Source organism: Nocardia sp. NPDC051052, from assembly GCF_044456045.1.
In the GTDB taxonomy this organism is placed as follows: Bacteria; Actinomycetota; Actinomycetes; order Mycobacteriales; family Mycobacteriaceae; genus Nocardia.
On sequence record NZ_JBITFL010000011.1, the window covers coordinates 67,589 to 86,329 of the forward strand.

At 67.8% G+C, this 18,741-nt stretch carries 19 protein-coding genes; 3 read left to right on the forward strand and 16 right to left on the reverse strand.

The window, feature by feature from the left end; genetic code table 11:
* Window positions 1-41: 41 nt before the first annotated feature.
* A complete protein-coding gene (locus ACIBCN_RS32825; RefSeq protein ID WP_396995594.1) occupies window positions 42-1,061 on the forward strand; it encodes a GAF domain-containing protein in 1,020 nt (339 codons plus the stop codon).
* A gap of 4 nt (window positions 1,062-1,065) precedes the next feature.
* Here the strand turns inward: ACIBCN_RS32825 and ACIBCN_RS32830 are convergent, their stop codons facing one another.
* Entirely contained in the window at window positions 1,066-2,118 is a 1,053-nt protein-coding gene (locus ACIBCN_RS32830) for an NAD-dependent epimerase/dehydratase family protein (RefSeq protein WP_396995595.1), read from the reverse strand.
* 32 nt (window positions 2,119-2,150) lie between these two features.
* The gene (locus tag ACIBCN_RS32835; protein ID WP_396995596.1) at window positions 2,151-2,960 is read right to left on the reverse strand and encodes an S-methyl-5'-thioadenosine phosphorylase; all 810 of its coding nucleotides are present in this window, start codon (window positions 2,958-2,960) and stop codon (window positions 2,151-2,153) included.
* Window positions 2,961-3,150: 190 nt separating this feature from the next.
* Between ACIBCN_RS32835 and ACIBCN_RS32840 the strand changes: the two genes are divergently transcribed.
* Entirely contained in the window at window positions 3,151-3,474 is a 324-nt protein-coding gene (locus ACIBCN_RS32840) for a metal-sensitive transcriptional regulator (protein WP_357386312.1), read from the forward strand.
* Window positions 3,475-3,502: 28 nt separating this feature from the next.
* On the opposite strand, the gene ACIBCN_RS32845 is transcribed toward ACIBCN_RS32840, so the two are convergent.
* The 14 genes from ACIBCN_RS32845 to infA form a co-directional block, all read right to left on the reverse strand.
* Window positions 3,503-4,414: a TAXI family TRAP transporter solute-binding subunit gene (locus ACIBCN_RS32845; protein WP_396995597.1), complete on the reverse strand. Its 912-nt coding sequence runs from the start codon at window positions 4,412-4,414 to the stop codon at window positions 3,503-3,505.
* A gap of 67 nt (window positions 4,415-4,481) precedes the next feature.
* Window positions 4,482-5,912, reverse strand: coding sequence for a sensor histidine kinase (locus tag ACIBCN_RS32850; protein WP_396995598.1), 1,431 nt, complete (start codon window positions 5,910-5,912; stop codon window positions 4,482-4,484).
* Between the two features lie 13 nt (window positions 5,913-5,925).
* The gene (locus ACIBCN_RS32855) at window positions 5,926-6,585 is read right to left on the reverse strand and encodes a response regulator transcription factor (RefSeq protein ID WP_396995730.1); all 660 of its coding nucleotides are present in this window, start codon (window positions 6,583-6,585) and stop codon (window positions 5,926-5,928) included.
* Window positions 6,586-6,635: 50 nt separating this feature from the next.
* Complete coding sequence (locus tag ACIBCN_RS32860) at window positions 6,636-8,024, reverse strand: MFS transporter (protein WP_396995599.1); 1,389 nt, start codon at window positions 8,022-8,024, stop codon at window positions 6,636-6,638.
* Window positions 8,025-8,277: 253 nt separating this feature from the next.
* Window positions 8,278-8,589, reverse strand: coding sequence for a DUF6355 family natural product biosynthesis protein (locus ACIBCN_RS32865; protein WP_396995600.1), 312 nt, complete (start codon window positions 8,587-8,589; stop codon window positions 8,278-8,280).
* 235 nt (window positions 8,590-8,824) lie between these two features.
* Window positions 8,825-9,655, reverse strand: coding sequence for an LLM class F420-dependent oxidoreductase (locus tag ACIBCN_RS32870; RefSeq protein ID WP_396995601.1), 831 nt, complete (start codon window positions 9,653-9,655; stop codon window positions 8,825-8,827).
* A 63-nt stretch (window positions 9,656-9,718) separates the two neighbouring features.
* Window positions 9,719-10,603, reverse strand: coding sequence for a tRNA pseudouridine(38-40) synthase TruA (gene truA / locus ACIBCN_RS32875; protein ID WP_396995731.1), 885 nt, complete (start codon window positions 10,601-10,603; stop codon window positions 9,719-9,721).
* 97 nt (window positions 10,604-10,700) lie between these two features.
* Window positions 10,701-11,234, reverse strand: a complete 534-nt coding sequence (rplQ, locus tag ACIBCN_RS32880) for a 50S ribosomal protein L17 (RefSeq protein WP_396995602.1) — start codon at window positions 11,232-11,234, stop codon at window positions 10,701-10,703.
* A 49-nt stretch (window positions 11,235-11,283) separates the two neighbouring features.
* Entirely contained in the window at window positions 11,284-12,342 is a 1,059-nt protein-coding gene (locus tag ACIBCN_RS32885) for a DNA-directed RNA polymerase subunit alpha (RefSeq protein WP_014981770.1), read from the reverse strand.
* Window positions 12,343-12,442: 100 nt separating this feature from the next.
* A complete protein-coding gene (gene rpsD, locus ACIBCN_RS32890; protein ID WP_357386299.1) occupies window positions 12,443-13,048 on the reverse strand; it encodes a 30S ribosomal protein S4 in 606 nt (201 codons plus the stop codon).
* A gap of 22 nt (window positions 13,049-13,070) precedes the next feature.
* A complete protein-coding gene (gene rpsK, locus ACIBCN_RS32895; protein ID WP_040731638.1) occupies window positions 13,071-13,484 on the reverse strand; it encodes a 30S ribosomal protein S11 in 414 nt (137 codons plus the stop codon).
* A gap of 10 nt (window positions 13,485-13,494) precedes the next feature.
* Window positions 13,495-13,869: a 30S ribosomal protein S13 gene (gene rpsM / locus ACIBCN_RS32900; RefSeq protein ID WP_379286811.1), complete on the reverse strand. Its 375-nt coding sequence runs from the start codon at window positions 13,867-13,869 to the stop codon at window positions 13,495-13,497.
* Between the two features lie 252 nt (window positions 13,870-14,121).
* Complete coding sequence (rpmJ, locus tag ACIBCN_RS32905; RefSeq protein ID WP_011207363.1) at window positions 14,122-14,235, reverse strand: 50S ribosomal protein L36; 114 nt, start codon at window positions 14,233-14,235, stop codon at window positions 14,122-14,124.
* A 258-nt stretch (window positions 14,236-14,493) separates the two neighbouring features.
* On the reverse strand, window positions 14,494-14,715 hold the full coding sequence (gene infA, locus ACIBCN_RS32910; protein WP_003418601.1) for a translation initiation factor IF-1: 222 nt from the start codon (window positions 14,713-14,715) through the stop codon (window positions 14,494-14,496).
* A gap of 394 nt (window positions 14,716-15,109) precedes the next feature.
* Here infA and ACIBCN_RS32915 point away from each other — a divergent pair, with 394 nt between their 5' ends.
* Complete coding sequence (locus ACIBCN_RS32915) at window positions 15,110-18,310, forward strand: AAA family ATPase (protein ID WP_396995603.1); 3,201 nt, start codon at window positions 15,110-15,112, stop codon at window positions 18,308-18,310.
* Window positions 18,311-18,741: the final 431 nt, after the last annotated feature.

Sequence of the window (18,741 nt, forward strand, 5' to 3'; positions counted from 1 at the left end):
CAGGCACGATATGCACTGGCTATCAGCCTGACCGTGGCATAGTGTTCGACTCGGGAGGGGGATTCGTGATACTCGGGCGCTGGCTGCTCATCGAAACGCTCGGACACGTCGACACCTGGTCGCTGCTCGCGGTCGATACGGCACCGCGGGAGTGGAAGTCGTTCCAGCGCGCGGTATCCACGCGACTACAACCCCTCGTCGCCACGGCCTACACCACCGGTTCGATCGTCGATCAGCAACTGCCGCAGTCCCGGCACAACTGGTCGGGCCAGCGCATCCTGGCGGTGCCGCTGCACGGGCCGGATCACCGGGTACACGCGGTTCGCCTCTGGGTGGGCGCCGGCGATCCGCCGCCGCCGGTGGGCGTGGCCGCGTTCGGTGTCGACGCGCGCGCCCGCCGGATCGAGGCCCTCCCCCACGATCTCGGAGCGCATTTCGAGCACGACCGCATCGTGTGGATCGGCGCCGAATCCTTCGAACTGATCGAAAGATTCGACGGCGCACTCGATCTCGTGGCCACGCTGGCCAGGTCCGCACCCGGCGACCGGTGGCTCGACACCGCGACCGTGCGGGCGCCGACCGGACCGCGCACACTGCTGCTCGCCGCCCGCAACCCCGACGAAAACCGGTACCACTGGGTCGGCCTGGCCGTCGACGTCACCGACAGCGTTGCGCCACAACGGAAATCATTCGAGGCCGCGACCCTGGACCTGCTGCGCGGTGCCCAACCGAACCTTTACCTCGCCATCGTCGACCTGGCCCAGGTGCGGCTGATCCGATGGGTCACCGAACCCGTTCCCGGGCTGCGCTGGGGCCGCGGCACCGACGAGCGCACCGTGCCGCACCCGGCCGATCGAGAGCGAATCATCGTCGCCCGCAACGACATACGATCCGGTGCGGAACGCGTGACGTTGACCGGAATGCGCCTGGCCACCGACACCGGCGATTGGATGGTCGCCGACCTGGCGGCGTCACCGTTGCCCGGCGGAACCACCGGCACGCCGACGCCCGAGTTCGCGTTGGTTCAACTGGATATCATCGAGCACCCACCAGCCCCGTGAGCCGTCAGCCACCCGCGGTGGCCTCCATCGCGGCAATCACGCCTGTCGCCGGGGCCGCCTGCACCGGAGCCGGGGTGCACTCGGCAAGCCCCTGTCTCGGCGCCACCATCGCGGTGAAACCCAGTGTCCGCTTGGCCCGTTCGGGGTCGGCGACGAAATGACGCACGTCGCCGATCCGATACTGCCCGGTGACCACGGGTGCGGGCCCGCCGCACGCTTTGGCCATGATCGAGGCGACCTCCCACAGCGTGATCGGCCGCCCGGACGCGATATTCAGCGGCACGAAGCCGGGCAGCGCCCGCTCGATCGCCGCGAGCATGGCCGCGGCGACATCGCGCACGTGCACGAAATCCCGCACCTGCCCGCCGTCTTCGAACACATGCGGCGCGCGCCCTTCGTGCAGAGCGGCCCGCACCTGGCCGACCATTCCGGCGCGCGCGCCGTCGCCATAGACCTGATGCAGCCGCAGCGCGGTCACCGCGCCGCCGACGCTCAATCCCCAAGCGAAGGCGTAGTTTTCCTGCGCCACCTTGCTCGCGCCGTAGCTACCGCGCGGGCGCAGCGGCGCGTCCTCAGTCACCGGCTCCCAGGTGAGCACGTCGCCGGTGCGCGGAGCCCGGTGATCGAACAGGCCGCGATCCATATCCGCGCGCCTGCGCAACCCCGGGAAGAACGGCCCGCCGCGCACGCTGCGATAGCGGCCCTCGCCGTACACGGTGATCGAGGACGCGAGCACCAGCCGCCGCACCTTCGCCCGCTCCATCGCACCGAGCAGCGCCGCGGTGCCGAGGTCGTTGTGTGTCGCGAAGTCGGCCGGTCCCGCGCCCGCGGTGACCGCGGCGAGATGGCAGACGACGTCGACGCCCGCCAGCAGCGGCACCAGCGCGTCGGCATCGCGCACGTCCACTCGCGAAACCCCCTCCGGCGGCTTCGCGTCCGGCCCGTGCACAGCGTCGAGCATCAGATCGATGCCGACTACCTCATGCGCTGCCGAAGACACGGCCTTGCACACGTGTGTTCCGAGAAAACCGGCCGCGCCGGTAACCAGCACTCTCATTCACCGCACCTTTGTTCGGCACCCCGCATGGGTCACGGTAGCTCGAATGGCAGCGACACTCCGGTATGAACGCGGCACCGATCACAGGTGTCGGTTTCGGTGACCGCGCCCAGCGAGCGGCGGATCAGGTCCTTGAACGGGGCGAGGTTGCGCTTGAACTCGGCGAAGACGTCGATCGCGTGCACGCCGCCGCCCTCCTCCAGCCCCGCGTCCAGGTCGGTCACCAAAGCGACTGCGGCATAGCACATCTCGAGTTCCCTGGCGAGCACAGCCTCGGGATGTCCGGTCATGTTCACCAGGTCCCAGCCCTGTCCGGCGAACCAGCGGCTCTCGGCCCTGGTGGAGAACCGGGGACCCTGCACCACCACCATGGTGCCCGCACCCTTCATCGGCAGCGTGTCGTCGGCGGATTTGATCGTCGCGGTGCGCAGCTCGTCGCAGTACGGGTCGGCGAAGGAGACGTGCACGCCACCGCCGTCGAAGAAGGTCTGCGGGCGGCCGGAGGTGCGGTCGACCAGCTGATCCGGCACCGCTACCGTGCCGGGTCCCCAGTCCGCGCGCAGGCTGCCCACCGCGCACGGCGCGAAGATCCGGCGCACCCCGAGCGAACGCAGCGCCCACATGTTGGCCTGGTAGGGCAGGGTGTGCGGGGCGAATTCGTGACTCTTGCCATGCCGCGGCAGGAAGGCGACCGGGCGCCCCTGCACCTCGCCGACCGCGATCGGCGCGCTCGGCGCCCCGTAGGGGGTTTCTACCTCGACGTTGGTGGCCTCGTTGTCGAAGAAATCGTAGAAGCCACTGCCGCCGATGACGGCGAGCGCGGGCTTGGCATGCGAACTCATGCACCAATTCTCTCGTCTCGCCGCGCCCGCCGCGCGACGGGGATCGAAACGCCGGGCGCACAGCTGACCGCAGATCGCCCGCGTGACCCGGCGGACCAGGCACTGACCTGACAAGTCGGCGACTTAGCTGTACCCTAGGGGGGTATGAATTACGGTCCGGCCGCAGACCGGCAGCCAGCGAGGAGACACGGTGACCCCCACCCCACAGGACCACACCGCGCACGATCATGCCGCGCACGGCTACATCACCGCAAAGGACGACTACCTCAAGCGGCTGCGCCGGATCGAGGGGCAGGCGCGCGGGCTGCAGCGGATGGTGGAGGAGGAGAAGTACTGCATCGACATCCTCACCCAGGTCTCCGCGATGACCAAGGCGCTGCAGGCGGTGGCGATGGGGCTGCTCGAGGACCACATCAGCCACTGCGTGGTGGACGCCGCGGTAGCGGGCGGTCCCGAAGCCGAGGCGAAGATCAAAGAGGCCACCGACGCCATCGCCCGTCTGGTCCGCTCCTGACCAACCGAAGCCGCCTCGAGTGCCGCCGCTAACCGTGCCAGCGACGGTAGACATCGGCGGCACCGGGGTGCAGCGGGACGGGCGCGGTGCCGATGAGGGAACGACCGTCCAAGAATTGCGTGCCCGCCGCCTCGGTGGGCACCAGCGAATCGGCTTGGTACACCAGTAGTTCCACGATCGATGCGGCGACATCGTCGGGCATGGACGCGGCGGCGAGCAGGTAATTCGCCACGCCGATGGTGTGCACGGCGACACCGCCCGGATAGGCGTCGGCGGGAACCTCCACCCGGTCGTATACCGGGCCGAATCGCTCGCGCATCGGCCCGGCCAGGTCGCCCATGTCCACCAGGCGCATGCGTTTGGGGATCTCCAGCACGCTCGTCGGCACGCCACCCGCCCAGAGCAGCGCATCCGCCTCCCCTGAGGTCAACTCCGCCATCGCCTCTCGCAACGGCCGGTGCGAAACCTGCACGTCTGTCTCGGGATTCAGCCCGGCTATCCGAAGGATCCGGTCGCCGGTCAACGCCGCTCCGGACCCATCGGCGCCCAGGCTCACCCGGGTGCCGCGCAGCGCCGCGACGCTTCCGATCGAGCTGTCCGACCGCACCACGAGCTGCAGATAGTTCTCATACACCCGGCCGAGCGCCAGCATCCGATCCGTGCTGTCTCCGACCGAATCCGACAGTGCCAGTGCGGCATCCACCTGCCCACGGGCCAGCATTGCCAGGTTCTCCTGCGATCCTGACGTGGTAACCCGCTCGATCCGTACGTCCCCCGCCCGGGCCGCCGCAGCGGCCAGCAATCCCGTGAACGCGTAGTAGAACCCGCCGACCTCACCCGAAGCCAGCCGCACCAGCGGCCCGCCGCCGCTCGGCCCGCATCCGGCGACACTCGCCGCGGCCACGCCGGTCAGTGCGAGAAACCCCCGCCGTCCCATCATCGCCACTTCACCCCGCATTCGCGCGCGGAGCCAAATCCCGCCCGCGCCAACCAATTCCAGCGCTCGATCATGCGGACTCCGCCGCAGGCAGCCTGAGGTGCACGGCAAGGCCGTGCGGGTGCACCGATGCCACGGTGAGGGTGCCGCCGCGGGCCTGGGCGAGGGCGGCGGCAATGGGGAGGCCGAGGCCGGAACCGCCGCTGACGGCCGTCGAGCCGCGGAAGAAGCGGGTGCTGAGCCGGTCGATCTCGTCGGCGGGAACACCGGCGCCGTCGTCGTGGACGGTGAGGGTGACCCAGCCGGGCTCGGCGGCGACAGTGAGGATGGTCCTGGCGCCGGGACCCGCGTAACGGCACGAATTGCTCAGCGGCACATCGAGAATCTGCGCGAGCACGTCGGCGGACACCGCGACGTCGGCGTGTTCTATCGACGGGCCGACGTGCAACTCCTGGTCCGCGGCCGCATACGCCGAGAGCCACGCGTCGAAGCGATCGGCGACCACCTGTACCGCGTCGCAGTGATCATCGACCTCCTCGAGGCCGGCCACATCGAAAGCGGCGGGAGTTTCAGCGGCGGCAAGCGCCAGCAGGCCGTCGAGCAGCGCGGTCAGCCGCTCGACCTCCGCGCCAGCGCTGCGGAATGTGTTCGCCGCGTTGCCCGGTACCGCGTTCTCGAGTGAGTCGAGTCGAATCATCAAGGCGGCCAGCGGGTTCCGCATAGCATGCGCGGTATCGGCGACGAGCTGGCGTTGCGCGTCCACCGAGTCGGCGACCGCGAGCGCCATGGCGTCGAAAGATTCCGCGACGGCGCGCATTTCGGGCGGACCGCCGTGATGCCTGGCGATCGACACGGGATGTTGCGCGGCGAGCGTATCAACGCGCGGCTTGGGCAGCGTTGCGGTCAGGTCGGCCACCGCATGCGAGAGCGCCGCGAGCGGCCGCAGCACCCAGCGGCTCAAAGTCAGTGCCAGCAAGGTGAACAGGGCCATCGCGACCGCACCGCCGAGCACGATCAACGCCCAGGTCCGCGCGATATCGGCGCGCGCACGCGCGGTCGACGCCTCGATCACCACGGCGCCGTTCACCTGCACGCCGGTGCCGACCGGACGCGCGATGAGCATGGTCGGCGCGCCCCACGGCGTCAGCTGGTTCTCCGCGTGCGGTCGCTGATTGCGCCGGGCCGCCGCCACCGCGGCGCCGATACCGGGATCGTCCATGTTCGCGCCACCGTTGGCGGTTGTCGCGCCCTTGGCATCGACTACCAGCACGTTTTCGCCATACAGCTCGTGATAGCGACCCACCTCGTCGGACAGCGCGCGACTGTCACCCCCGGTCGACGCGGCGGCGGCGAGAGTCGCGAACCGGTCGGCGTCACCGGAGCGGGCGAGCACCAACTGCTGGGTCCGGCTCGTCGCCACCGTCAGCGACAGCGGGACAGCGAACGCCAGCACCGCGATCGCGGCGAACACGGTCAGCGCGATGAGTAGGCGGCGCCGCATGGCCTGCCCCCGGTCACTGCCCCCACCGATACCCGTAACCGCGAATGGTCGTGATAAGCCCCGGCCGATTCAGCTTGGCGCGCAACCCCGTCATGTGCACGTCCAGCGATCGCGACACCGCGACGAACGCGTCGCCCCAGATCCGATCCATCAGCTGCTGGCGGCTCACCGCGGCACCCGGCCGCTCCACCAGCGCCTGCACCAATTCGAACTCCTTCTGCGTCAACGCGATCGGCTCGCCGCCCACCTCGACCGCGCGCGCCTGCAGATCCACCCGCACATCCCCGGTGACCACCACCTCCTGCGCCGGTTGCGCCGCCGTGGCCGCGCGCCGGGTGACGGTCTCCAGCCTGGCCATCAATTCCGCGATGCGCGGCGGCTTCACGAGGTAGTCGTCCGCACCGCCGCGCAGCCCGCGCACGATCGAGCGTTCGTCACTGCGCGCGGTCAGGATGATCACCGGCACCTGACTCACTTCACGCAGCTGCCGCAGGATCTGCAGTCCGTCCGCATCGGGCAGGCCGAGGTCGAGAATGACCGCGTCATAACCGCGGTGCGCCGTCAGCAGATCCGCGCCGCGCCGTTTGCGCTCCGCCCGGTGTCCCCGGGCGTTCAGCGCCTCGACCAGCGCGTCCCCGACGCCGTCGTCATCTTCGACCACCGCAAGCCGCACGCGCCGATCGTCCCACAGCGGGTCGATCGGCGCGGGTGCCGGGCGGTCAGTCACGCACGCCGGGCCAACGGACGAGCCTGTTCGGCGTCCGCGGCGGCGGCATGCTCGGTATCGATGGACGACGAAGCCGAGGTCTCCCGCATGAAGAGGTAGGTGACCAGCGAGACGAGGATGCAGCCCGCGACGTACCAGAAGTACACCGACTCGTGGCCTGCCTTCTTCAGCGACAGCGCGATCGTCTCCGCCGTACCGCCGAAGATGGCGACGGTCAGAGCGTAGGGCAGGCCGACGCCGAGTGCGCGAATCTTGGTGGGGAACAGCTCGGCCTTCACGATGGCGTTGATCGAGGTGTAGCCGGTGACGATAACCAGCGCGCCCATCATCAGCGCCCACGCCGCGATCGGGTTCTTGGTGTGGCCGAGCAGCGTCATGATCGGCACGGTCAGCACCGTGCCCGCGACACCGAAGAAGATGAGCAGCTTGCGCCGACCGATCCGGTCGGACAACGCACCGGCAAGTGGTTGCAGCACCACGAACACCAGCAGCGCGATGAAATTGATCCAGGCGACGGTGTCCTCGGAGATGCCCGAGGTCAGCTTCATGTACTTCTGCATGTACGTCGTGAACGTGTAGAACGCCACCGTGCCACCGAGCGTCAGACCGACCACCAGCAAGCATTCGCGCGGGTACTGCATCAGCATTCGCAGCGAGCCACGCTTCGGCTCGCTCGCCGCCGCAGTGAGCGCGCCGTGGCCGTTGACCGGCGGAACGGACTCGGCCGCCACCGCCTCGAACTGCTCGGACTCGTCCATGCTGCGCCGCAGCCACATCACGATGAGCGCGGCGGCCGCGCCGATGACGAACGGGATGCGCCAGCCCCAGTCGTACATCTGGGACTTGTCGAGGAACTGCTGCAGGATGATCTGCACACCCAGCGCGATGAGCTGGCCCGCGACCAGCGTCACGTACTGGAAGCTCGAATAGAACCCGCGCTTGCCCGGTGAGGCGACCTCGGACAGATACGTTGCGCTGGTGGCGTATTCGCCGCCGACGGAAAGCCCTTGCAGCAGCCTGGCCAACAGCAGCAGCACCGGCGCGGCGATACCGATCGTCTGAAATCCGGGGGTTAACGCGATCAGCAGCGAGCCGCCCGCCATCACCGTCACCGACAGGGTCAGCGCGGAACGGCGCCCATACTTGTCGGCGTATTGACCGAGCAGCCAGCCGCCGAGCGGGCGCATGAGGAAGCCGACCGCGAACACGGCCGCGGTGGACAGCAACTGCGCGGTCGGGTCGCCGGACGGGAAGAACGTTTTCGCGAAGTAAATGCTGAACGCTGCGTAGACGTACCAGTCGTACCACTCGACAAGGTTGCCGATCGATCCGCGAAGCACGTTCGCGACGACCCGCCGCTCGCTCACGGGCTTTGTCGTAGTCACAAGATCTCCTTCTTCGACGCATCAGCGCGTCAGCCGAGATCGAGTGTGTCTGCTGTCACAGCCGCAAGGGAACGGTCCAGACCGCTTCCTTACAGTCCCTTAGGAGTGTTGCCCGGTAGGTCACGGAGGTACCCATCGTCCAAGCACAGCAGGGACGACGGGTATTCCAAACCAGCGGTTTCTCGTAGTGCGATTCTTTCAGCGCGTTCTACTGCTCAAATGGACCGCTCCTCATACCGCACCGAACAACTGATCAGCAGCCGTCGTGGACGTACTCGAGCCCGTCGGCGCAGCCGACCGGGTATGCGTCGCCCTCATGGCTAGAGGTCACCCATTCGTCCTTGTGCGCAGGCACGCAGTATGTCTGATCAGGGAACCAGGGGCGGGTGATGTTGATCGTGATGTCCTGATCGCCGCAGTTGTTCCACCACAGCGCACCGCCGGACTCTTCATGGAAGCCACAGGCGGAAGCTGCACGAAAACCGTTGGCCGGGATGGCTTCCGCCGACGCCACCCCGACTGAACCGCCGAGACCGGCGGCCATGATGATGAGGCCGACGATCAATTTCCCAGATGATTTCCCCATTGATATTCCCCTCCATTTTCGCTGAGTCTGTTTGACTCTGAATGGTTAGACGGCGCCGAGATCCGTTCGGTTCCATACATTCTCGAAAAACTTCCGGCCATCGATCAGCCTGCGAGCGCCAAATCATCAGCACCACCTGACCTTTGACACAAGAACGCACCCCGCACGAGGCGATCTCGTGCGGGGTGCGAAGGGCTTGCGAATGCGGGTCCGCTCAGCTGGGGATGTTCAGCAACGGGGCCAGGGTGCGCAGGGCGGAGAGGTAGTCCTCGTTCAGGACCTGGATCGCGACATGGTTGCCGCCTGCGTCGAGGTGGGCGTTGAGCTGGGTGACGACCTGGTCGGGGGTGCCGTGGGCGATGACGGCGTCGAAGACGCGGCCGCCGGGGGTGGCCAGTTCTTCGTCGGTGAAGCCGAGCCTGGTCAGGTTCGAGGCGTAGTTGGAGAGACCGAGGTAGAAGCCGACGATGCCGTCGGCGAGCGAATGTGCTTGCTGCGCATCGTCGGTCAGGACGACCTTGTGCTCGGTGGCGATCCAGGCGTCCGGGCCGAGAGTGGCGCGGGCCTGTGCGGTGTGCGTGGCCGGGACGAAGTAGGGCAGCGGGCCCGCGGAGCGCTCGGCGGCCAGCTTCAGCACGCGCGGGCCGAGGGCGGCGACGGCACGGCGCTCGACCGGGACGCCCAGTTCGTCCAGCTCGTCGAGATATTCGACGAGGGCGTCGTAGGGCTTGCGGTATTCGCCGGTGTGTTCGGGATGTCCCGCGCCGACGCCGAGCAGGAAGCGGCCGGGGAACCTCGCGTCGATCCGATGGAAAGACTCGGCGGCCTGCTTCGCGGGCGAGGACCAGATGTTCACGATGCTGGTCGCCACAGTGATGGTCTCCGTCGCCTCGAGCAGCGGCTCGACGGTCGACAGGTCGGCGGGCGGTGACGATCCGAGCCACAGCGTTCCATAGCCGGATTTCTCCAGCTCCTGCGCGTCTTCCGGGTTGAACAGGTTGTACGCCCGCCACACACCGAATCGTCCGAGACCCTCGATTGTCATGCCTTGCGGAACCACCGTGCCGCCGTTCCTATTCCAGCACCGCGAAACCGCGGCGTGCGCGGTTCAGCTGCCGCAACAGCCTTCACCGGACGGCACCGTCCGCACTTCTCTGGTCTGCGCGTTCCGGGCCGCGAGGTCCGCGTCGGCGGGGTAATCGACGGCGACCAGGCTCAGGCCGTGCGCGGGGGCGACGGTGACCGAGCTGGAACGTTCGGTTTCGGTCAGCAGCCCGCCGACCCAGTCCGGCGTGCGGCGACCCTCCCCTGCCGCCAGCACGGCGCCGACCAGACTGCGGACCATGGACCAGCAGAAAGCATCCGCGCTGACATAGGCGGTGAGCAGATCGCCGTGCCTGGCCCAGTCGAAGCGCTGCAGTTCACGAACCGTGGTCGCGCCCTCGCGGCGACGGCAGAAGGCGGCGAAGTTGTGCAGGCCCAACAGCTTTCCGGATGCCGCGCGCATGGCATCGATATCGACGTCGTGGCGGCAGGCGACGATGCCGCGCGCCTGCAGCGGTTCGGCGCCGTAGGCAGCGGTGGTCAGCCGGTACACATAGTGTCGGCGAATCGCCGAGAAGCGAGCGTCGAATTCGGGCGGGGCGACGCGAATCTCCTTGATCCGCACATCCTTCGGCAGGAAGCGCGCCATCCGATGCACCAGCTTGCCCGTGTCGACCTCGGCGGCCGTATCGAAGTGCGCGACTTGCCCTTCGGCGTGCACACCGGCATCGGTACGGCCGGCGACGGTGAGCTGCACCGGTTCCCGCAACACCTTGCTCAGCGATTCCTCCAGCACACCCTGCACGGTGCGCAACCCGGGCTGTCGCGCCCAGCCGGTGAAATCGGTTCCGTCGTAACTGATGTCGAGCCGAAAACGGCGCGACGGACCCACGGCCGCTTCGGTCGGCACCGAGTCCTGCTCCGGCCCAGCCGAATCCGACGACAGCATCGAGTCCTCCGCGCTCACTTCGATCTCCTTGTCAACGAACGAACCCGCCGACCCGCATAGCGGGCGGCGGGCTCGTTCGAGAACTCCGACGCGAGCGTCAGGCGTCCTTCTTGTCCTCAGCGGCCTCATCGGCAGCCGGCGCCTCGACCTCAGCGGTCTCGGTCTCGGCAACAGCCTCGTCAGCGCTGTCCTCGACAACCTCAGCGGCCGGAGCCTCTTCGGTCTTCTTGGACGACGCGACCCGACGAGCCCGGTCGGCCTCGTTGGTCACGGTCTTCTCGCGGACCAGCTCGATGATGGCCATCGGCGCATTGTCACCCTTACGCGGCAGCGTCTTGGTGATGCGCGTGTAGCCGCCCTCGCGACCCTCGAACGAGGGGCCGATCGTGGCGAAGAGCTCGTGCACGACGTCCTTGTTGCGGATCACCTTGAGCACCTCGCGACGGTCGGCAAGGGTGCCGCCCTTCGCCTTGGTGACAAGCTTCTCTGCGTAGGGGCGCAGCGCCTTGGCCTTGGACTCGGTGGTCGAAATACGACCATGCTCGAAGAGCGCCGTCGCCAGATTGGCGAAGATCGCCTTCTGGTGCGACGCCGACCCGCCGAAGCGAGCACCCTTCTTGGGCTTGGGCATTGTTTGTTCTCCTTGTGTGAGGCCGGGCCGGGGTGCCTACCCCAGCGGCCTAGAGCTGTTCGGTCTCGGCGTAGTCCTGCTCGCCACCGTCGGTGTCACTGAACGTGCCGCTGTCGCTCCACGTTCCGGTGCTCGCGTCGTAACCCACCACGGACGAAGGATCGAACGACGCCGGGCTGTCCTTCAGCGAGAGGCCGAGCGCGTGCAGCTTGACCTTGACCTCGTCGATGGACTTCTGGCCGAAGTTGCGGATGTCCAGCAGGTCCGACTCGGTGCGGGCAACGAGCTCGCCCACGGTGTGCACACCCTCGCGCTTGAGGCAGTTGTAGGACCGGACGGTGAGGTCCAGGTCCTCGATCGGCAGACCGAACGAGGCGATGTGGTCCGCCTCGGCCGGCGAAGGGCCGATCTCGATGCCTTCGGCTTCGACGTTGAGCTCACGGGCCAGGCCGAAGAGCTCGACCAGGGTCTTGCCCGCCGAGGCGAGCGCGTCCCGCGCGCTGATGGAGTTCTTGGTCTCCACGTCCAGGATCAGACGGTCGAAGTCGGTGCGCTGTTCGACACGGGTGGCCTCGACCTTGTAGGTCACCTTGAGCACCGGCGAGTAGATCGAATCCACCGGGATCCGGCCGATTTCCGCACCGGACGCCTTGTTCTGCACGGCGGGGACGTAACCGCGACCGCGCTCGACAACGAGCTCGATCTCCAGCTTGCCCTTGTCGTTCAGGGTGGCGATGTGCATGTCCGGGTTGTGGACGACGACACCGGTCGGCGGCACGATGTCACCAGCGGTGACGGTGCCGGGGCCCTGCTTGCGCACGTACATCGTGACCGGCTCGTCCTCCTCCGAGGACACGACCAGACCCTTGAGGTTCAGGATGATGTCGGTGACATCTTCCTTCACGCCGGGAACGGTGGTGAACTCGTGCAGCACGCCGTCGATACGAATGCTCGTGACCGCGGCCCCCGGGATCGAGGACAGCAGGGTACGCCGGAGCGAGTTGCCCAGGGTGTAACCGAAACCGGGCTCGAGCGGTTCGATGGTGAACTTCGAGCGGTTCTCGGCAACGACCTCTTCGGTCAGTGTCGGACGCTGTGAAATCAGCATTTAGGATCATCCTCCTGTTTGGGCGCCCGCTATTTGACGCCTCGTTTAAGGGGTTGTGTGGATCCACCGATTCGATGGATCCACACCGTGTAGCAGCGTTTTACTTCGAGTAGTACTCGACGATCAGCTGTTCCGAGAGCGGCACATCGATCTGGGCGCGCTCGGGCTGCTGGTGCACCAGGATCCGCAGGCGGCCCGGGATGACCTGGAGCCAGCCGGGAACCGGACGGTCGCCGACGGTCTCGCGCGCCACCTGGAACGGCAGCGTGCTGAGCGACTTCTCCTTGACATCGATGATGTCGTACTGGGTCACCTGGAAGCTCGGAACGTTGACGCTCCGGTTGTTCACGGTGAAGTGACCGTGCGAGACCAGCTGGCGAGCCTGACGACGGGTACGGGCCAGACCGGCGCGGTACACGACGTTGTCCAGGCGGCACTCGAGCAGACGCAGCAGGTTGTCACCGGTCTTGCCCTTGAGGCGGTTGGCCTCTTCGTAGTACCGGCGGAACTGCTTCTCCATGACGCCGTACGAGAAGCGAGCCTTCTGCTTCTCCTGCAGCTGGAGCAGGTACTCGCTCTCCTTGATCCGCGCGCGGCCGTGCTGGCCGGGCGGGTAGGGGCGACGCTCGAACGCCTGGTCGCCGCCGACGAGGTCGACGCGCAGACGACGCGACTTGCGGGTGATGGGGCCTGTATAACGTGCCATTTGTTATCTGTTTCCTTTCCCGCTAGACGCGACGACGCTTGGGCGGACGGCAGCCGTTGTGCGGCTGGGGGGTGACATCGGAGATCGTGCCAACCTCCAGGCCGGCGGCCTGCAGCGAACGGATCGCGGTCTCGCGGCCCGAACCCGGGCCCTTCACGAAGACGTCGACCTTCTTGACGCCGTTCTCCTGCGCCTTGCGGGCAGCGTTCTCGGCGGCGAGCTGCGCGGCGAACGGGGTCGACTTGCGCGAACCCTTGAAGCCGACGTGGCCCGAGGACGCCCAAGAGATGACGTTTCCGGCCGGGTCGGTGATCGACACGATGGTGTTGTTGAACGTGCTCTTGATGTGCGCGTGGCCGTGCGGGACGTTCTTCTTTTCCCGGCGACGCGACTTCTGGGTCTTCTTGGGGCCGGAGGCCCTGGACTTCGGAGGCATCGGTTATCCCCTACTTCTTCTTGCCGGCGACGGTGCGCTTCGGGCCCTTGCGGGTGCGCGCGTTGGTCTTGGTGCGCTGGCCACGCACGGGCAGGCCACGACGGTGGCGCAGGCCCTGGTAGCAGCCGATCTCGATCTTGCGACGGATATCGGCCTGCACCTCGCGGCGCAGGTCACCTTCGACCTTGAGCTCGGGCGAGCTCTCGATGTAGTCACGCAGCTGCGTCACCTGATCGTCGCTGAGGTCCTTGCTGCGCAGGTCCAGGCTGATGCCGGTGGCCGCGAGGATCTCCTTGGAGCGGGTACGGCCGACGCCGTAGATGTAAGTCAGCGCGATCTCCATGCGCTTTTCGCGCGGGAGGTCAACGCCCATGAGACGTGCCATGTGGCAGGTTCCTTAGCTGTTGCGGAGGTCTGCTCCCTGTCCGTCCCCTCGTCTTATTGGGGCACCGGCCTCCGTACCGGTGGTTGGCGCACACGCCTTCCGAGCGAACCCGGAATACCGCAGCGTGCGGCTGGAGCTGGGAGTTCTGCAGGGCGAGTGCTTGCAGCTCGCCCTATTCAGTTCTGTAAGTTGGCCAAGCCGATCAGTGATCGGTGCCCGGCTGGTGATCGACGGGAGTTACCTCCCGCTTGATCAGCCCTGGCGCTGCTTGTGGCGCAGGTTGTCGCAGATCACCATGACCCGACCGTGACGGCGGATCACCTTGCACTTCTCGCAGATCTTCTTGACGCTCGGCTGAACCTTCACGTCCGTCCAATCATCTTGTGGTTCACACAGGTGTGAACACAGTTTTTCCCCGACCCACTGGTCGGGGAAGTCTGTTGTGCCGCTCTTTCGAGCGACATTCTCTCGGTCCCGCCCCACAGGGCGAGATCCCGCCCTACCGAGCCCCGTGCGGGGGTCCGGGGGCGAAGCCCGCCGGGCGGGTCGTGGGGGTTGCACCCCCACAAAACACCAAGTAGTCGCATCGGCTCGCGCTCTCCGCGAGCATGGATATCCCCGCGACTACTTGTAGCGGTAGACGATCCGGCCGCGCGACAGGTCGTAAGGAGAAAGCTCGACGACCACCCGGTCCTCGGGGAGGATACGAATGTAGTGCTGCCGCATCTTCCCGCTGATGTGCGCGAGAACCTTGTGACCGTTCTCGAGCTCGATCCGGAACATCGCATTGGGCAGCGGCTCGACAACTCGACCCTCGACCTCGATGGCCCCGTCTTTCTTCGCCATGTCCTCCGCGATCCCGGTTACGCTCAACCTGGTTTGTTTGGCTTGTTTCTGCTTACATGGATCTGTCGGTCGAAGTGACCGGCAGGCACACAAACAGTCGGCGCATAGGTGCACCGCCGCTCCAGCTTACCGGCACCGGATGGTTCCGGCAAAAATGCCCCCTGTCAGCATCGGCCGCCGGTAGTCTTTCCGCCCCGATCAGAGCAGGGAATCCGGGCCTTCCAGCCCTTGGCCTCCTGCCCCGCTGCGATGTACGGACGTCGCGTAAACTGACCGCTGTCCAGGTAACAGGGTCGAGCAAGATCGAGGGGGATCCCGTGAGCGAGCGCAGCGAGCGAACCCCAGACACAGCGCCCACGGGCACAACGGAGCCGAGCGCTAGCGAGGCGGAGTTGTGAGCCGTAATAATGACGGCCTCCCCATGCTGCCGCCGTGGCTGTCCGAGAGCGATGTCACACAGGTCGGCTACGAAGCGCCGGTACAGAACCTCCCCTCCGACGATGTGATCGAAGAGGGGCCTAGCCGCAGACGCGGGCGACCAGAGAAGCGCGGTAGACGCTGGGGTCGCGACAAGAACAACGAGCAGCCTGCCGAAGAGCAGCAGCCCGCGCAGCGCGGGCGCGCTCCGGAGCCTGCCCCGCGTGCGCCGGAACCAGCACCGCGCGGGCCGGAAGCGCCGCAGCCTGATTCCCCGCGCGACGACCCGTGGCGCCAGCCCGGTTTGGACGCGTACGTCCAGCCGCGCCCAGATGACGCATGGCAGGCCGGGCCTCCGCAGCGGACGGAACCGCCGGCGGCGCGCACCGAGGCACCGCCACAGCGCACCGAAGCACCTCCGCAAGGGTTGCCGACCCGGAACCCCGGACCGCCGCCCCCGGCCTTCCAGCCACTCGGCAGGCGTACCGCGGCCGAGTCACCCGCATCGGACGACCTGACCACGCGGCATCGACCCGCCCGGCCCGATCTGCCGCCGCCACCTGCGCTTCCGGATCCAGCGCCGCAGGCGTCGACGGCCGTCCCGGACGCGCCACCGGCCGATGTGCCGCAGGCACCCGCCGAGCGTTCCGCTCCACCCGAGTCCGCCGGTCCGCCACCGTGGTTGGCCGGGCCGAGGCCCGAGCAGCCGACGACGGCCCCGGCGGAACCGCCCCGTCGTCCGCCATTGCCCGATCCCCCACCGACGCAGGGCAATCCGCCGGTCGACCGGTCGGCGGCGCCGCCCGCCGACCAAGCGCGACTCGATGCACCGACACGCGGCGCCGATGCTCCACCGCAGCGCGGACCAGAACCACCTGTCCCGAGCCGGGAACCCCAGACACCGCGCGACGCCGCAGCGGCCCAACGCCCAAGCCCGGCAACGCCCCCGGTGGCCCCGGATCAGAACCGCACCCCCGGCGACGGCGTGCTGCCGAACGAGCGGCCAAGTGCCGCAACAACTCCGGAGCCGGTCACGGGACCGCAGGGGCGCGTGCCGGATTCAGAGACTGAGCACGGTGCCGGTGCGACACCGCCTCCCGGCACGCCACCGAATCTGGAACGCCCGAGCCGGGCACCGGCCGCGAGTTCGACACCCCCGACCGGCCAAGAGCACGGACCAGCGGCGCCCGGCGACACTGGCCCGCTCGACGTGCCACAGCGTGCGCACCCAGACCGTCCGGCCGCCGAGCAAGCCCCGAACGGTACGGCAGGGCCGCAGCCGCCCGCCTGGCTGACCGGACAGTCGACATCGGGAGGCGCCGAGCGACCGGAATCCGGTCAGCCGCAACGCGACCCCGGGCGGCAGGCGCCAGACTGGGTGCCTTCGTCCAACGCCGGAACGGCTCGGACGACAAGCAGTGGGCGGCATCGCCTGCCTTCGGAAATCGCGGCGCAGCAGGGCGCTGTCGACGAGTCCGGTCGGCAAGCACCGCAGCCGAATGACTTCGCCCAGCCACCGGCTGGCCCGTATGCACCGGGCGGTCCGGCTGGCTACGCATCACCCACGACCGGCGGCCAGGCACCGGGCAGCGAACAGCCGGGCCCGCCCGCCCCAGCCGAGCCGTGGCGCAATGCGGCGGCACCGGTGTGGGCAGACGAACCCGCCGCTGCGACGCCGCCCACCGGTGGGCAAGCACCGGGTAGCGAACGGCCTGGTCCGCAGGCACCCGGCGAGCCGTGGCGTATCCATACAGCACCGGCTTCGACAGGCGAAACCGCTGGTCAGACACCGCCTTTCGTAGGCGGACAAGTCCCAGGTGGCGAGCAACGAGGCCCACAGGCACCCGGCGAACCCTGGCGCAACCAAGGGACACCCGCACCAACCGACGAAACCGCTGGTCGCACACCACCATTCGTAGGCGGACAAGCACCAGGTGGCGAGCAACGAGGCCCACAGGCACCCGGCCAACCTTGGCGCAACCAAGCAACACCGGCACCGACCGACGAAACCGCCGGCCGGACACCACCATTCGCGGGTGGGCAAGCGCCGGGCAGCGAGCAGGTCGGGCCGCAGCAGGCCGAGGCACCGTTGCGTGCGCCCGGCGGGTTCGCCGGACCGCAGGTGGGCGGGCAGGCACCGGGCGGAGTTTCGCCGACACCGCCTGCGCCGCCTGGACAGTGGGGGCGCCCGCCAGGACAGTTCCCGCCCGGTGGGCAGAACCAACCGGGTGTGCAGTATCAGTCCGGGCCGCCGCCTTCACTGGACGACGTGCCGATGCGGCGGGCCAAGAAGTCGCCGGGCACCGGCTGGCGTAAGGCCGTGCATCACGTTTCGGGTGGCGCGATCAATCCGGGCCTGTCCGCGGAGGAGATGCGGCTACAGGAACTGGTCGCGCGGATCAGGCAACCGGTCCGCGGCGACTACCGGATCGCGACACTGTCGCTGAAGGGTGGCGTCGGAAAGACCACCACCACAATGGGTATCGGGTCGATCTTCGCGTCCATCCGGGGCGACCGGGTGATCGCGGTGGACGCCAACCCCGACTTCGGCACGCTGTCCCAGCGGGTGCCGCTGCAGACCAGGTCCACCGTGCGCGACCTACTGCTCGACCCGTCGATCCAGCGGTACTCCGATGTCCGCAGGCACACCTCCCAGGCCACCAGCCGACTCGAAGTGCTTGCCAGCGAACGCGATCCGGCGGCGTCGGAGGCGTTCAGCGAGGAGGAGTACCGTGCGGTCGCGCGAATCCTGCAGCGCTTCTATAACATCATCCTGACCGACTGCGGCACCGGACTCATGCACTCGGCCATGTCGGGCGTGCTCGATCTCGCCCACTCGCTGGTGCTGATCTCCTCACCCGCCATCGACGGAGCCCGCAGCGCCGCAGCGACTTTGGACTGGCTATCGCTGCACGGACACGACCACCTGGTCCGCAACGCGGTAGTGGTAATCAACTCGCCACGCGCCGGATCACCGAACGTCGGCATCCAACAGCTACGGGAATACTTCCTATCCCGCTGCCGCGCAGTGCACATCATCCCCTTCGACCCACACATGTCCGAGGGCGCCGAGATCGACCTCCACCGCCTCCACAAGCAAACCAAGCGCGCCTACGTCGAACTCGCCGCGACCATCGCCGACGATTTCGCCACCGACCACCGCCGCTACCAACCCTGAAACATCCCCGTGTCACATCGTCACGTGACACGGGTCCACACACCACATCGCCAAAGACCCGCACCCTAACTCGGGATTCGCACCGCCTCTAGGGCCCTATTCCCAGTGCGGCTCCCGAGAGTCAGTGCGGACCTTGGGGATACGGCGGTGCACACCACGCCACCGAAGACCCGCACCCTCACTCGGGATCCGCACCGCCTTGGGTTCTACTCTGAGTGCAGATCCCGAGAAATAGTGCGGATCCCGAGAGTGGGTGCGGATCTTGGGGATACGGGGCCGGGGAGCGCCTAGTGGGCGCGGTACACCACCGAAACTAGCGCTGACCGGCTCGCCTCGCGGAGCCGCCAGGCTCTGCGAGGCGGCCAGGTTCCGCAGCCCCGCCTCGTGGAGCCGCAAGGCTCAGCAGTCCTGCTTCGCGGAGCCGCCAGGCT